At 58.4% G+C, this 15,006-nt stretch carries 13 protein-coding genes; 9 read left to right on the forward strand and 4 right to left on the reverse strand.

Translation table 11 applies throughout. The features are described from left to right. The 5 genes from ATN38_RS20245 to ATN38_RS20265 all read left to right on the forward strand — a co-directional run bounded on the left by ATN38_RS20245 (position 1) and on the right by ATN38_RS20265 (position 6,892). Positions 1-312: a hypothetical protein gene (locus ATN38_RS20245; protein WP_218748491.1), complete on the forward strand. Its 312-nt coding sequence runs from the start codon at positions 1-3 to the stop codon at positions 310-312. Continuing rightward, the gene (locus tag ATN38_RS20250; protein ID WP_218748492.1) at positions 312-905 is read left to right on the forward strand and encodes a hypothetical protein; all 594 of its coding nucleotides are present in this window, start codon (positions 312-314) and stop codon (positions 903-905) included. Before ATN38_RS20245 ends, ATN38_RS20250 begins: the two co-directional genes overlap by 1 nt. Before the next feature lie 69 nt (positions 906-974). Then, the gene (locus ATN38_RS20255; RefSeq protein ID WP_218748493.1) at positions 975-2,858 is read left to right on the forward strand and encodes a type IV secretory system conjugative DNA transfer family protein; all 1,884 of its coding nucleotides are present in this window, start codon (positions 975-977) and stop codon (positions 2,856-2,858) included. Positions 2,859-2,864: 6 nt separating this feature from the next. Then, complete coding sequence (locus tag ATN38_RS20260; protein WP_218748495.1) at positions 2,865-3,740, forward strand: DUF4913 domain-containing protein; 876 nt, start codon at positions 2,865-2,867, stop codon at positions 3,738-3,740. Between the two features lie 338 nt (positions 3,741-4,078). Further along, a complete protein-coding gene (locus ATN38_RS20265; protein WP_218748496.1) occupies positions 4,079-6,892 on the forward strand; it encodes a TIR domain-containing protein in 2,814 nt (937 codons plus the stop codon). Between the two features lie 107 nt (positions 6,893-6,999). On the opposite strand, the gene ATN38_RS20270 is transcribed toward ATN38_RS20265, so the two are convergent. The 4 genes from ATN38_RS20270 to ATN38_RS20285 all read right to left on the reverse strand — a co-directional run bounded on the left by ATN38_RS20270 (position 7,000) and on the right by ATN38_RS20285 (position 10,129). Next, on the reverse strand, positions 7,000-7,719 hold the full coding sequence (locus tag ATN38_RS20270; RefSeq protein ID WP_308256381.1) for a DUF6338 family protein: 720 nt from the start codon (positions 7,717-7,719) through the stop codon (positions 7,000-7,002). Between the two features lie 564 nt (positions 7,720-8,283). Continuing rightward, entirely contained in the window at positions 8,284-8,760 is a 477-nt protein-coding gene (locus ATN38_RS20275; protein WP_218748500.1) for a hypothetical protein, read from the reverse strand. Beyond that, a complete protein-coding gene (locus ATN38_RS20280) occupies positions 8,757-9,716 on the reverse strand; it encodes a caspase domain-containing protein (protein ID WP_218748502.1) in 960 nt (319 codons plus the stop codon). Before ATN38_RS20280 ends, ATN38_RS20275 begins: the two co-directional genes overlap by 4 nt. Beyond that, positions 9,716-10,129, reverse strand: a complete 414-nt coding sequence (locus ATN38_RS20285; RefSeq protein WP_218748504.1) for a TIR domain-containing protein — start codon at positions 10,127-10,129, stop codon at positions 9,716-9,718. Before ATN38_RS20285 ends, ATN38_RS20280 begins: the two co-directional genes overlap by 1 nt. A 447-nt stretch (positions 10,130-10,576) precedes the next feature. Here ATN38_RS20285 and ATN38_RS20290 point away from each other — a divergent pair, with 447 nt between their 5' ends. The 4 genes from ATN38_RS20290 to ATN38_RS20305 all read left to right on the forward strand — a co-directional run bounded on the left by ATN38_RS20290 (position 10,577) and on the right by ATN38_RS20305 (position 14,971). Further along, positions 10,577-10,978 (forward strand): hypothetical protein, encoded by a 402-nt coding sequence (locus ATN38_RS20290; RefSeq protein WP_218748511.1) that lies wholly within the window; start codon positions 10,577-10,579, stop codon positions 10,976-10,978. Positions 10,979-11,181: 203 nt separating this feature from the next. Continuing rightward, positions 11,182-13,908, forward strand: a complete 2,727-nt coding sequence (locus ATN38_RS20295) for an NACHT domain-containing NTPase (protein WP_218748512.1) — start codon at positions 11,182-11,184, stop codon at positions 13,906-13,908. 214 nt (positions 13,909-14,122) lie between these two features. Next, complete coding sequence (locus tag ATN38_RS20300) at positions 14,123-14,302, forward strand: hypothetical protein (RefSeq protein WP_218748514.1); 180 nt, start codon at positions 14,123-14,125, stop codon at positions 14,300-14,302. A 3-nt stretch (positions 14,303-14,305) separates the two neighbouring features. Continuing rightward, on the forward strand, positions 14,306-14,971 hold the full coding sequence (locus tag ATN38_RS20305) for a DUF6338 family protein (RefSeq protein ID WP_218748516.1): 666 nt from the start codon (positions 14,306-14,308) through the stop codon (positions 14,969-14,971). Positions 14,972-15,006 lie beyond the last annotated feature (35 nt).

Raw genomic sequence — 15,006 nt, forward strand, 5'->3', positions numbered from 1 at the left:
ATGACCACTTCACCTGCCATCCCTGCACGTGGTTCGAAAGAACCCTGGCGCAGCGACGATCACTGGAAAGCCGGCGACAAGGCCTGGTGGATCTCCCTGACCGGAGGCGGAGTCAGCAGGACGATGGTCGACATCGTCGATCCTGCAGAAGGAACGGTCCGCGACCCGCGCGTCACCTACAACGACGGAGTGTTCCGCCTTGCCGACAGGTTCGCAAGCGTTCGACACCGCGAAGGCTCGTGTACCTCCTGCGCCGACTCTGTGCTCGAATTACTCGCCGCTCGGCCGTGCAACGGAAAGAGTGAAAACTGATGACCACCAAACCGAGCACCGACGTACCCAATGGCGCCAGGCCCCGACGAGGCTGCCGATCACGGCTGACTGCGTTCGTCGCTTGTTCGGTCGCGGCGTTGGGCATCGCGTTGGCCGGATGCGGAACTGACCAGGCACCGGAAGTGAGCGGCACCGACGCTCACGTACACGTCGACGACGGCACACCAGAGACAGCGTCACCCGAAACGGTCGCAGGCCGCGCACTCTCCGCGATGTTCTCCTGGCAGCCCGTCATCGACCCGTCACCCGGCGCAGCCATGGGGCGGGCATTGCCGTGGCTCGGCGGTGACCTGGCTACAGAGGCGTCGATGCCGCCTGCAGAAGGAATCCGCCCGCTTCCATCCTGGCAGCTGTGGAAACAGTCCGGCGACGTGATCTCGGCATCGGCCACCGTCGAACCCGAACCGGTCCACAGCACTCCCGAGAAGCAGACGTGGCGCGTTCAGGTACGCCAGACAGTGCTCCACGCGGACGGATCGTCAACGCCGTACTCGCATCAGACGATGAGCGCGGACCTCGAGCACACCGATTCCGGATGGCGACTGGTCTCGTACAACGTCGTTCCCGGTTGACCCCTACCGCCGCTACGCAAGGAACACCTGACGTGAGCACCACCGTCACTCGATCGAACGGAGCCGACCATGGCACAAGCACGTAAGCACAAGACGAGCACCAACCGGACCGAACTGTTCAAAGTCCTCGCGCTCGTGGGCGTGATCGGCCTGGGCCTGACGGTGTGGGGAGCGTTGTCCGCCGGCAGCGCGATGGCAGGACTCGAAGTCAACCCGAATCCTCCGGCCGCGCTGCTCGAAGCCGTATCCGGTCGACGTCCATGGCCGTGGCAGTCCACGATGCTGATGGTCGTCTTCGCCGTGGTGGTCGCCGCAATCGCGGTCGTCGTCGTCCGGATGCGCCCGAAGGACCGCCGCCAGATCGACGATGCTGCCAGGACCATGGCATCACCGCGAGAGTTGGTGGAAATGACCGGCAAGGACGCCGAAAAGAAGTCCCGCCGCCTACGCCCGGACGCCGACCCCAGCGCGCACAAGAAGCCGGGTATCGAACTGGGACCGCTGGTGTGGGGGAGAACCTCGATCTGGATGAGCTGGGAAGACAACCTTGTCGGAGTCGGTGGCCAACGTACGGGTAAGTCAGCGGCCGTGGTGATTCCCACCATCGCCGAGGCGCCTGGAGCCTCATTGACATGCGGAAACAAGCCGGATGTCTATCAGGCGACGCGCGTGATCTGTGAGGAACGCGGCACGGTGTGGCTGTTCGATCTGCAAGGAGTGACCGGCCAACGAACCACCAACTTCTGGTGGAATCCGTTGCGGAGGATCGAACGGCTGGGCTCGGCTCGCGAACTAGCCGGATTCTTCGTCAGCGCATCGAAAGAGCCTGGTGCCCGCGCCGACGCGTACTTCGACGGCGGGGCGCAAGAATTGCTGGCGCTGTACATCCTCGCCGCTGCTGGAGTAGGCGGGGACCTGCTTCACGTTGTCGATTGGCTGGGCCGGGACCAGGACCCCACTCCGGCAGTCATCCTCGAATCGACCGGAAAGCGTCGTGCAGCTGCACGTATCCGCGACACTCAAGCTCTGACCTCGAAGCAGCGCGACGGACTGTACGACATGGCTCGCCGGTTCCTCAACGTCCTCTCCGACGACGACTACGCGCTTGCAGTCACGCCGCCGGTACGCCGAAAGATCATCGTCGAGAACACCCTCCATTCGTCCACCGGCTCTGCCACGGACAGCGATTCCGCGAGCGTACGGACGGAGACGGGTGAATACATGCACGCGCTACCGGAATTCGATCCGGTCGCGTTCGTGTCCTCGACCGACACTCTGTACGCCTTGTCGATGGAAGGTCCCGACTCGACAGCGCCGCTGACGACGGCGTTGATCGGACAGGTTCTGGCCGGCGCGGTGGAATTGAGCTTGAAGTCTCGCGGCGGTCGGTTGAAGGTTCCGTTCGTGGCGATGCTCGACGAGGCTGCGAATATCTGCCCGTTGAAGGATCTTCCGAAGTGGTACTCGCACTTCGGTTCCCGCGGAATCATTCTCGGCACGTTCTTGCAGTCGACGAAACAGGGCGTCCGGGTGTGGGGCAAGGAAGACACCGACGCGATGATCGCCGGTGCAATCCACTACTACGGCGGCAACGTCCAGGACACCGACTATCTGCGCACGCTCTCGGATCTCGTCGGCACCCACGAGGTGCCGGTGGAAAGCCGAAACCACGGCTCCGGAAGCAACAGCAGCTCGCTCTCGTACCGCACCGAACCGATCCTGTCCGTCAAAGACCTCGCCGCCCTGCCCGGCGATCGGGCGCTGGTGCGATTCCCGAAGAACCCGCCAGTTCTGATCCGAAAGGCGTTCTACTTCAACGGCCCTCACGCGGCCAAAATTCAGGAATCGAACGAGAAGTACGGCAATCCGGAGGGGCTGATCGACGTCGACCTCGACGGCACGGTCACCGTTCCGGCAGACGTTGATTCCACCGACGAACCGTACGAGTGGTGATGACCGATGGATGACTTCGGAGACCTCGAAACCTTGAACGACGGACTCGACGACCACGAAGACTTCGAAAACCTGGGCGAGATCGATGGTCTCGAAGACGACTACATGCCTGTCACAGCAGAGCCAGTAGCGGAGGAGCCGGTCGCGGAGAAGGTCGAACCGGTGTACTTCGGTGTCGAGGACTTCGTCACCGACTACCTCGCGGCCAACATCAACCGCAAGCTCTCCACCAAGCCTGGCAAAGGTCTGATGTGGGATGCGTACTGGTGGCGACACGACGAAGTGGTCGCACGACTGACCGCGCTGTGGTTCGCGTGGGAAGAAGCGTATGCGGACACCGATGATGCAGCAGCGGTGTCCGCATGGTGGATCCAGCACTGCGAGCCTCATATGCGGGTGCTCTTCGACGGCGAAACCGGACCGATGTCCGGTGCCCTGCCTGACGGAACCTGGAAGGGGCACGGTCCGCTACGGTCCGTGCCCGCACCTGCGGGGATACTTCCGGACGAGCCATGGAGATTCGAGGAGATCGAGCCCGTCTTCTCGGGCGTGGAGCAGTTCGTCAACGGCTATTTCGCCCGTGTCGTGAACCGCAACCTCTCCCCGGCCGCCGGTCGAGGGCTGATCTGGGACGCGAGATGGTGGCGATACCGGGAGGTCGTCACTCGTCTGACGACGCTGTGGCACGCATGGGAGAACGCCCGCGCCTCCGAAGACGGTTCAGCGATGTCGGCGTGGTGGATTCACCACGCCGACCCGCACCTACGGATTTTGTTGGACGGGGACACCGGGCCGATGTCCGGGTCGAGCAGCGACGGAACCTGGAGGGACCATGGTGCCCTGCCGTCGATCCAAGCACCGAGCGATCATTTCTCTGTGTGATTGGTTCGGTGCGGTTTTTAGGCTCCAAAGCGTAGTCCGGGTGTATCGAAGCTGTCGCCTCGACACACCCTCAAGATGGTACAGAAACCACCCGCAGAATCGCGGACAGTGCTTGGAATGCGCATACCACGGACCATCTATTTCTCAACTAGGTACATCAACTATCAATCAACGTGATGATTCACACCTCAGGGTGCTTGTGCAGCAATTCTTTGAGCGTGTTTCTGCATCTATTTCGCGTCTCGGACTTCTCGGCTAGAGCCACGATCGTGGGCTACGATTCGCTAGTGTTTGGGAGAAAATTACGGAGGGACACGGCTGGGTCCCCGCTTGCTGCGATGACGTCCAGCAAAACCTATGAGTACGCCATATTTCTCTCTTATGCGCACGAGGATGTGGTTGTTGCGCACGCAATACAGAGAGGGCTCCACAAACTCAAACGGCGATTCGGTGAACTTCGCGCGTTGCGTGTCTTCCGCGATACCACAGATATGGTCAATGGTCCTGACATCTGGAGTGACGCCGCGGCGGCGATGGACAAATCCCAATACATGATCGTGTTGTTGTCGCCGATTTCGGTTAAAAAGAAGTGGGTGACCGATGAGATCAACTACTGGCTAGAGACCCGAGGGTCTGCGTCGATGCTATTCGCGGTCTATGGGGGGGAGGTGCGGTGGAATCGTCAAACACAGAGTTTCGACCCGCAGGTTGCGCAGAATGTCGCACCTACGCCCCTCACACAGTACGGGGTTCTACCTACCGAACCGTTGTATGTCGACGTCACACATGACGCACCGTGGAGTCTTCGTACGCCACAGTTCAAAGAGAAGATCGCAAGCCTCGCGGCACGCCCTCATGGAAAGACGAAAGAGGAGCTCATCAGCGAAGACGCCGATGAACAGCGTAGAACACTGCGAAGGTGGCGACTCGCCTTTACCGGAACGACTCTTGGCTTAGTGATCGCACTAGTGTTCGCCTTCGTAGCCGCTGATCAGCAGCGATCTGCTATCGAGCAGCGTGATCAGGCACTGACACTTTCTCTCATATCACAAGCTCAAGCAATGTTCGCTGACGCGAGAGCAGGTGGGGATGTACGCGCGTTGCAACAACTACTCGCGGCGCAAGAGATAGCCGACAACGCGGAGCGCGGCGGAATTCTCAACGCCTTGTATTCAGCCGTCGGCTCTGGGGATTCTACAATTGATTTCGACAAGGGCGTACTGCTCGATGCGGTTCTCGCTCGCAGAAACACCTCGAAGATTGCCGAGGCCGAATCCCCAGTCAATGGCATCGCGTTGAGCCCAGATGCTCGGCGAATTGCTTCTGGTGAACGGAACGGCACGATAACCCTTTGGGACACGGCTACTGTGCAACCTGTTGAGCGGCAATCTACGGAAATTGGATCTGTTTCCGATGTGGCATTCAGCCCTAATGGCGAGTCCATCGTGGCCCTCGGCAATGACGGGACTGTTCAATTGTGGAAGGCCGACCTAAGCAGTCTCTTTGCATCACTGAGGCCTCAGGGGGAGGGAGCCAGCAGCGTGGCTTTCAGCCCAGACAGCCGGCGCATCGTCATCGGTGGCCGCGACGGTGCAATAACCATCCGCAACGCCAGCCAGATAGGCAAGATATGGCAATCTGCGGTTACTCATGACAGTTGGGTGAGTAGTGTGTCGTTCAGTCCCGACGGAGAAAGGATCTTGTCCACCAGCGCGGACCGCACTCTTCGCCTATGGGACGCGAACAGCGGCGCGCCAATCGGAGAGCCATTCACCGGCCACCAGTCGGAGGTTTTCAGCGCGGCGTTCAGCCCGGACGGCCTTCGCGCGGTCAGTACCGGTAACGACGACACCCTCCGACTGTGGGACACATCAACTAATACTCAGCTCGGGCAATCAATTGCCGCCCACGATGATTGGGTGAGCAGCGTTTCATTCAGTCCCGATGGCGCACGCATCTTGTCGACCAGCGCAGACCGGACCCTGCGACAGTGGGATGCCGCGACGGGAAGATCGATCGGACGACCGCTCGTAGGACACAGTGATTTCGTCAACGATGCCGTCTACACCTCTGATGGGAAGAGTGTTATTTCGGGAGGGGCTGACAGCACCATCAGAATATGGTCGACCGACCCTGCACACGAGGTCGGCGAGTCGTTGCGAGGCAACGAAGAAATGGTATGGAAGTCGGCTTTGAACCAGGACGCTTGGAATATGGTTATTGCCGGACCCGACGGCCGTCTTCAGCAAGTCGACCCCATTTCCGGTGAGAAAAGCGGCAAGCAGATCGATGGACCTGCCACAGATCTGACCAGCGTCGCAGTCAGCCCAGACGGAACGACAGCAATTACCGGCAGCGGAGACGGAGCCATTCAGCGTTGGAACTTGACTGATGCACGCCCCCTTGGTGTTGGCATCCATACCGGTCGATCTGGTGTTTCATCCCTCGCCTTCGCCCCAGATGGAAGACGCTTCGCCTCAGGAAGCGCCGATGGAACAATCCGTATGTGGGACACAGCTACTGGCAAACCGATCGGGAAGCCTCTCGTAGGCCATCCGATAATGGTGCTGGGCATCGCATTCAGCCCGGATGGTAAGTATCTTGCCTCGGCGGGTGGCGACGTCCGCCTTTGGGACGCCCGCATTCTGGAACAAGTCGGATCAGAGAAGGAGTCATCGCTGGGCGCGCTTAGTGTCGCGTTCAGCCCCGACAGCGACCACCTCGCGGCCGGTGATGTAGATGGCAGCGTTCTGATGTGGAATGTCTTCGACGAAAGCTCACCAGATCAGCTTCTCCTCGGACACCAAAATGAAGTTTGGGCTGTTTCTTTCAGCCCAGATGCGCAGTACGTCGTATCGGGGGGTGCGGATGGAACTGTTCGGCTGTGGGATGCAACAACTGGCCAGTCCATCGGATCACCGATGAGTGGTCACCGCGCCGAAATCCACAACGTCGCTTTCAGTGTGGATGGACAGCACGTCATATCGACAAGCAGTGACGGCGGGGCACGTATATGGCCGGGCCCCGGAATGTGGAGGTGGGAAATCTGCGACAAACTAACATCAAATATCACGGTTCGGGACTGGAAGGACTGGGTTTCAACCGATCTCGGATATAAGGAACTCTGTCCAGGGCTGCCAATACCGAAGTAAGCTCCAATCCGCTCGTTGCGGATGCCCTTGCAATGCCTCCGCCCACTCGGAGGTGTGCGGGTCAGTACAGCAATGAAAACTCCCGACTACCCACATAAGAGACATTCTTAGTCCTCGGGAATCTGTTCCCATTTCACCGCGATGTGCTTGATCTCGCGGGCACTGATACCGAACAAGGATGCGTCGAGAAGTTGTTCGTCGTAAGCAGACCCACCACTGGGCGTGGGTGTCTTCCTTATGATCGGTTCAATCAGTGTGAGTTCACGGTCTGCGTGTTCGTCGATCTCGGGGCTAAACGTATACAGCTCCCCGCAGTAGACGACATCGTTTTCGGTCGTGATGTCGACCATGACGCGCACTGGTTCGTCTTCAGAAACCTTCGGTTTAAACAAGATCCACCAAGCCGGAACAGTCTCGATGATCTGCTTGGTCTTGAAGGCTTCGGCTAACTTGCCATTGGAGATCCGCTCGAAATGTTCCGTGGTCGACAGTCGGCTCCAGCCCCATGCCAGGGTGCATGCAAGTGCTAGAGTTGCCAATCCCCACCACGTGACTGACACGTAGTGTTGGGTGAGGTAGCTGTGAGGTTCTCGCACTAGTGACCCAACATCGGGAGTGCTCTGCGGAAAAACCTTCCGAACGATTCCCATCCCGCACGCGGCAACGATCAAACTGATCAGAGACCGGAAAATGATTCCTGCAATTTCCCGTAGTGCGGTGGGTTTAGCAACTGGTTTTTTCCGCGGACCGGTCTGGATTGCCACCAAACCTGGTGCTAAAAGTGCAACGAAGAGAACAAGTCCGAGTAGAGAGTTTGGAACACTCACGTGGCTGTCGGCTGCTCGGGTTCAGCGGACGGAGTGTCCGGTGAGGGCGTCTCCTGTGACTGCCCGCTGCTAGCCGGCCGTATCACCGGTCGACGAGTTGAAACCTGTACTTGACTGAAATGGTCGTCAGTGTGCTTCGATGTGGGTCGAGAGTTCATTCGTCGCTTTGCTTTCCGTGCTCTTCGCTCTTCGACTGTGGCTGGGCAGGGGTCTTCGGAGCGGGCTTCCGGACAACGGGACGACGAGTGGACGAGTAGATCTGACCACCCCGTTCAATCCGTTCCGGCCGATATGGCTGAGTTCGCTCAGTCTCTACGCTCATCGCGTCACCTACCCCTTGCTGTTTATGGCGAATTCTACCTGGAAACAACGAGGACAGCGGCCGGACTGCACTCTGACGCATCGGACATAGTCAGGAGCATCGAGCGAAGCCGGGCTTGGTGGGTAATTGCGATTGTTAAACCAGGCTCGCGCATCGTCGCCGGCTCGCATTCGGATGCGCGTACCCGTCCGCCTTTCGTCACCTTTGGAGCGACCGTTCAAGCAAGCGGAACAATGTGTGCACTACTGTCGACGGACTCCCTGTGGCCACAGGATGCACACTGTGCGACCGAGTCGTTCGGCGTGCGCGACGGCATCTGCTGTGCCGCCCAGTCCCCGAGCCGGTAGGCCGTCCCATACTGCGATCAGGAGTTCACATTGCTCGGCGACCCACAGCCCGGCAGCGTTGTAGGCGGGCTCGTCAGAATGCTCGAACTCTAGGTGGGTCACCTCGGACGCTTGTGCGAGAAAGCGGCGGTAGTGCCCGGCGTCCTCGTCCGAGAACGTCGTTTCGTAATCGGCCGCGGGAACAACCACGTGGAGCTGTCCGCCCGCAGCGACGAGTTCTCTCGCGAAGAGCTGATCAGCGCCTGAGGCCAGGCTGCTGACACCTACCAGCGGCCGCTCGGCCCTGGCCAAAACGTCCCGAATGCCGCTGACTGCGTAGTCGATCGCCACCTCGGGCATCTGCTGATGTCCGGTGATACCAATCCTTGTCATATTTGCTCAGCACCAACGAGATTTCGGTAATGCTTGCCGAGTGCGGTGAGCTCACATCCAGTTGATTTCATTGCGGCATAGTATAAGTGGTCCTCTCCGACTGGTTCTATGAGTCGACATGCTCGCAGCTTCTGGAGCCCGGAGAAGACCGCCTCGTTCTCCACATTGCGTGGTTCTTCTGTTGGTTCGTAGGAGGGGTCCAAGGCAAACACGTAGTCTGGTGTCGGGAACCACGTCGAGAGGTTTCGCAGTACGGGAAGCGGTATTCGGGGGTCGCATTTGCGGACGTCGTGCAGGCGATCGATATTCGCTTTGAACGTGGGGCGCTGTTCCCAAGCACCGAAAGATTCGGAAAGATATGCGTACAACCCAGAGACGTTGACATGCCCGAGTACATCAGCGGCACCGCCGTCGAGGGCGCCTTCGAAATAGGTTGAGAATTGTCCCCGCCCTGCCTCGGTTTCCATCGACACCTGTTCACCACGGCTGGCAGTAAGCACGGACAAGCCAGATCTGAGCACTGCAGCATCGCCAATCAGAGCGGGAACGGCAGTCGCTCCGCCTGAGAAGCAGCAATCGAGGATCACAATGACCTCTTTCACCCGGCTGGCACCGATCTTCTCCAGGATTTCAGTGAACCTCACACCCGGGGTGATGGCTGTGCCGTCGGAGGTCGCCAACGACACATCCCCACCTGACTGCGCTCCATGTCCTGCGAAATAGAAGAGGGCAAAATCCGCGCCCGGAGCAAGAAGTTCCTCGATTCCTTCCAGCAAAACGTCTCTTTTTAGAGCGCTGCTCTCGTCACTGGCCGTCTCGATTCGACACGAGAAGTTCGGAGAATCGTCCTCGTTACGAGAGAGTAGCGGACGCAAAGCCGCCACATCGTTGACGCAGCCTGAAAGCGAATCGAACTCGGAGTAGTAGTCGATACCGACTAGAAGTGCCCGCTTCACTATGCATTCTTTCCTTCAGTCATCATCTGATCGACGGCAGCTGCGATGTCGCGCCAGTTCCACGCAATGGTCCGATTACGTTGCAAACCTGTTGGTAACGTGCTCAAGGTGCCGGCACCCCCGACGTAGACCCCGAATACTGGCACATCCAATTCGGAAGCCATAGCGATTTCTTTGTTCACTCCTGTCGCCGAGGCCATGTACTTCCCGACCAGGACGATCAACATGTTGGTCTGAGCTATTTTCGCTTTGATCAGCGCTTCCCATTGCGCCTGCGGCAGAGCCGATTTACTGGACCAGTCCTGCACGGTAAACGGCGTCGGCGACGTACTCTTTGCCTGCCCCGCGAACAACATCTTCTCCGTGGCATTGTTGTCGAAATCGAAACTTGCGAAGGCTCTGGGGTCGGCCATGTGGTCCTCATTCATCAGGGTACTAGTGACTCAAGTGTAGGTAGCGGCGCCGACACAATACGCCAAACAGTAGTTTTTGGTCTGTGTCGCTACCAACCAATCGAAAGAGCCGCCCTCAGGAAATCAACGCAAGATTGGCCGTATTCACTTGTGGTAGCGCGCCGGAACATCTAACAATGGCTTCGATCTTACGCGTATACCGCCCAAAGCCAGAACGAAACGAAACCACGCGCACGAAGCCTCTTGCGGCACATGAGGAATGATTCAGAAATGCCGTCCCGCCCCGTGCCAACAGAATCTGTGAAAACGCCACGGTTCCAGTACCTGATCGCCTTAGCCGCAGCAACTTTCGCTCTCACAAGTTGCGCCAACACAAGTATCGATAGAAACAGCCCGGCCGCGTCGAATTCGTCGCTTCCACCACTGACGGGCGGAACACACATCACGATGGACGACGTCACAGCCACGCTCCCACCAATACTTGCCCAGAACAGCATCTGCTCACAAGGATCGAACACCGAAGCCGGCGACCTCTACCTTTTTTGCACTGTCTCCTCCGTATCACCACTGAGCCGAGGTCTCGCCGACAACGGGATCGTCTACCTCGTCTGGGTGAACACAATCGAAGCCGAACGAATACTCCAGGACTGGCGGGAAGGTGACCGACCCGAACTCATCACCGAAAACACCGCACGTACCGCGGCAGCTCGCCTCGAATACCGCGATGCCGTCAACTCCGTGCGTTACGTCAACGCTGTCAACGGCATCAACATCGACATCAGCGCGGGTAGTCTCCCAACAGCCGAAGCTGCGACAACCTTCCTGCACCGCGCAGACCTCATGAACTGAAAAAACTACCGACCATCACACGAATTCCCAGGCCAGCCGCACAGCTTGGTACTGACTGCTGATCGATACCCGCCACAACGAGAGCCCTTGCCACAGTTTCAACGGTTGTGCCAATGCCGTAGACGCTAAGTCCCTACTAACGGATCTCATGTCGACTGTCCCTACGAGCAACTATCCGAGCGCTGTCGCATAACCTCATCGAGGTGACCTACGACCTCGCTCGGCTTGGCAGCAACCGTTTCGAGCACCTTGTACAGGCGCTCGCCCTCGACCATCTTGGCCATGGAGTCGATATCTTCGGCTCCGGCCCAGATGGCGGCCGTGAGGCGACCTTTCGTGGCAAGGTCAATATGGAGGGCAAGGGCAAATGGAACGGATACGGTGTTATCCAAGCGAAGTATCGAGAGCGGCTGACCACCACCGCAGCCGATCAATCCTGGTTCTTCGAACAGGTGACTACCGAGCTTGATGCATGGATTGACCAAAAGAAGAAACGTCATCTGAACAAACCTGACTATCTGGTCCTCGTCACCAATGTCCCACTCACTTCTGTTGCATATTCGGGTGGGTTGGACCGCCTAGACAGACTGTTCGCGCACTATCGCGACTTGACCGAGGAGATCCATTATCCAGTAAGGAAGAAGATCAAGATCGGAATGCCGGAGTTCCGAGATTACGCTGTGTGGCACGCTGAATACCTGGACCGTTTGTTGGAGAACAATGGTGAGGTGCGGCGTAGCTACGCGGATCTGGTGCTCCCAGGTGATGTGATCTCACGACTTTACGAGCAGGTCACTGATTCCGACGAGCGGATCGCTCATGCGTGGATCGGTCATGTCACCCGCACACTTAATAGCGACATCAAGGTCGAACTTGGAGAGTCTGGTGACAGCACGAATTCACCGTTATCACTCGCGGAAGTTGCTGTTGACCTTCCAGCTTCCCTTGATCCTCGGCGCGGTGTGCCCTCACAGGCGTTGAAGCTGCTCATAGAGCGAGGCGATCAGATTCTATCCCCCTCACTCCGGCCCGTTGCACGCGATCGTATGGTGATCTTGGGCGGTCCGGGTTCTGGGAAGTCCACGTTATCTCGACTGCTATGCCAGATGTATCGCGTTGCGTTGGTGCAGGAAGCGGCGTCAGGACGGGTCACGCAGCAGATCGCGGAGCGGGCGGGACAGATCCGTGAAGCGCTCGATACCGCCGGTCTACCTAACCCGACCTTGCATCGGCTTCCTGTTCGGGTAGTACTAAGTACCTTCGCGGATGCAGTAAACCGCTCCAAGAACCTGACGCTGCTGCAGCATATTCTCGACGTGATCAACCACCGCGGCTCAGATTCCATCACGGTTCAAGAGGTAAAGCGGCTGCTGACGGTCTGGCCTTTACTTTTGGTTCTCGATGGCATGGACGAAGTCGCATCTGCCGACAACCGCAGTGAGGTGTCTACTCGGATCTCGGATTTCTTGAACGAAATGGCTGCGCTGAAGGCAGACGTCTTCACCATATGCACGTCACGGCCGATTGGGTTCGAACGTGATCCGGATATCGACTATCAAGAGCTGCACCTGGCTCCGCTGGCGCCGAAAGACGCGCTGCACTATGCCTCGCGGCTGTTGGGAAACAGATTTGCAGATGACCCTGATCGGCAAGAACAGACGCTTGATCGGTTGGACGCAGCGTCGCGACGTCCAGAGACAGCTCGCCTGATGACGTCGCCTCTACAGGTGACGATCTTGAGCCTTCTGCTCGAGCAACGCCGACAGGCTCCCGCGAGCCGGTACTCGCTCTTCAAGAGCTACTACGACGTCATCTATGCGCGCGAGTGCAATAAGCCCGCGGGAATTAGTGATGTACTGGATACCTATCGACCGCAGTTCGATCAACTTCACGAACAGTGCGGACTTGCCATACATGCTAGTGCCGAGCTCGCTGGCGAGGCCGAATCCATCCTGGCGGTGGAGGAACTCGAGGCTATCGCCCGCCGCATTCTCGAATCTGATGGGTACCGTGAATCGGACCGAGACGAATTAATCAAGAACATACTGCATCTCGCACAGCAGCGATTGGTGCTCTTGGTCCCACGGATGGACGGTCTAGCGTTCGAAGTCCGAAGCCTCGCTGAATTCTTTGCCGCTCGGTGTCTGATGGCGGGCGAAGACGCTGCCGATAAACTGGAGCTGCTGATTCCATCGGCCCACTGGCGCCACACATGGTTGCTCGCTGCTGGCTATATCTTCGCGGAAAGGCTCTATCTGCGAGACACGGTTCTGTCGCGATTGACGGCTTCGAATCACAGTAATGCGGTGAACCGACTGGTAATGCCTGGATCAGGGTTGGCAATCGATGCTCTCGAGGATGGGTTCGCGGCCAACACTCCGAGATTTGAAATCGAACTGGTCGTCACCGCACTTCGGCTTGTAACCGGCCCCATCGGTAGCCACACAACGCGGCTCGCCGACGCACTGGTTCCGTTCATGGAGCAGTCCGAGGATCTGAACCGAACGGTGTGGCGTGAACTAGATGCCCTGCTGGCTGATCAGAACGCAGGATCCACGCGAGCATTCCTCGTCAGTCTTGCGGCGACAGATTCAGATGCTATAGCGACGCGTGCGGCCAACACCCTGGAGAAGCACGCCGAACGGTTTGCCACAGCTTTCCCGCCAGGGGGAACCGACGATGCGTCGACAATGGAAGCGATCTGGGAAAAACTTGTCGAGGCTGGACTGGTTGCCCCCGGTCGAGCAGACGCGCAGGTGCTAAATACCCTCGCCCTCAAGAGTTTCGACGGAAGCGAATCCGAGCGGTCACTATTCGAGGCGCGGGAGCTCATTGTCGAGATCTGTCAGGGTAGCCCCAGCAGCAGATCGAAGTTTCGTGCATCTCTAGCCGAAGCGCTAGAACACGACAATGTCGGCCACGCCCTATAAGTACAGAAGGTATGGCGTATCTCATTTCACGGGCAGTAGCGCCAATCGGACTCGACTCCGAGCCACCGACCTGTGGCTGCCTCTGCACTCTGCCCGTGGCTCACGCATCGAATTGGATGATCCGTGGCCACGTTCCGACTAGGTGGGGCAAACTGATGGTTCCTGGTGTCGCGAGAAGTTTTCCGGCGCCCGATACGAATGGAGCGAAGGTCAGATGAGTGACGATCAACTCTCGGACAAAATTCTGCGGATGGTCCGACCAGACGAGCCCGACACTATTCTGGGCTCGATCGACTCGCTGACTGACGAAAGCCCAGTGGTCGTGCGTGATCAGGAACGAAGTCTCGGCCCGAATGAGACCGATGCAGAGCGTTGGCACGACTTCGACGACTGATCGGTGACTCCTAGTTCGTGGTTTACCGTCCTGGCCTTCTTCTTGTTCGTTGCCCCCGGACTTCTATATGACCTGTGCAGTGCGCACAAACGGATCAAACGCCGCGAATCGACGTTCACCGAGATCAGTCGCGTCGCCTTGGTATCCACATTGTGCAGTTCTGTCGCGATGGGCGTGCTTGTCCTCACCGGTGCCCTTGCGAAAAAGTGGTGGAACAAGCAACCCTTCCCGAACCCGGGGGCGTTGGTGCGCGGAGGCAGCGCCTACGTTGCCGATCACTTCGCTGCACTTGTCTGGGCATGTGCGCTCGGGCTAGTTGTGTCTTTGGCAGCAGCCTTACTGCTTTTCTGGGCCACGCATTTCAAGGAGACCGCCACGATCGCATACCGGTCGGCGTGGCAGGTCGTCTTTCGCGACCACAAACCTGACACGGCTACTGCTGTCTACGTCCGAATCAAGCTTCGGGACGGAACAGTGTGGAGGGGCCGCGTTGCTCAGTATTCTCCAGATATGGAACTCGCGGATCGAGAGATCGTTTTGTCCCATCCGATAGCAGTGAAGCCATCATCGGGCGGAACAAGCAATACTCTTCATCCGGACTGGTCGAGGGTAGTCCTGACCGGTTCCGAAATCGTCACCCTGACAGTGATGTACGGCGATACACCCTAAGTGTGAAGCAAGATCTCGAGCTATAGCTGCTCCGG

Source organism: Rhodococcus sp. FH8, assembly GCF_019266085.1.
GTDB classification, from domain to species: Bacteria; Actinomycetota; Actinomycetes; order Mycobacteriales; family Mycobacteriaceae; genus Rhodococcus_F; species Rhodococcus_F qingshengii.

What these genes read in the sequence shown, in the direction of transcription:
- ATN38_RS20260 (WP_218748495.1), top strand. Translation starts at nt 2,865, where the DNA reads ATGGATGACTTCGGAGACCTCGAAACCTTGAACGACGGACTCGACGAC.
- ATN38_RS20250 (WP_218748492.1), top strand. Translation starts at nt 312, where the DNA reads ATGACCACCAAACCGAGCACCGACGTACCCAATGGCGCCAGGCCCCGA.
- ATN38_RS20255 (WP_218748493.1), top strand. Translation starts at nt 975, where the DNA reads ATGGCACAAGCACGTAAGCACAAGACGAGCACCAACCGGACCGAACTG.
- ATN38_RS20265 (WP_218748496.1), top strand. Translation starts at nt 4,079, where the DNA reads ATGACGTCCAGCAAAACCTATGAGTACGCCATATTTCTCTCTTATGCG.
- ATN38_RS20300 (WP_218748514.1), top strand. Translation starts at nt 14,123, where the DNA reads ATGAGTGACGATCAACTCTCGGACAAAATTCTGCGGATGGTCCGACCA.
- ATN38_RS20245 (WP_218748491.1), top strand. Translation starts at nt 1, where the DNA reads ATGACCACTTCACCTGCCATCCCTGCACGTGGTTCGAAAGAACCCTGG.
- ATN38_RS20275 (WP_218748500.1), bottom strand. Translation starts at nt 8,760, where the DNA reads ATGACAAGGATTGGTATCACCGGACATCAGCAGATGCCCGAGGTGGCG.
- ATN38_RS20290 (WP_218748511.1), top strand. Translation starts at nt 10,577, where the DNA reads ATGGACGACGTCACAGCCACGCTCCCACCAATACTTGCCCAGAACAGC.
- ATN38_RS20285 (WP_218748504.1), bottom strand. Translation starts at nt 10,129, where the DNA reads ATGGCCGACCCCAGAGCCTTCGCAAGTTTCGATTTCGACAACAATGCC.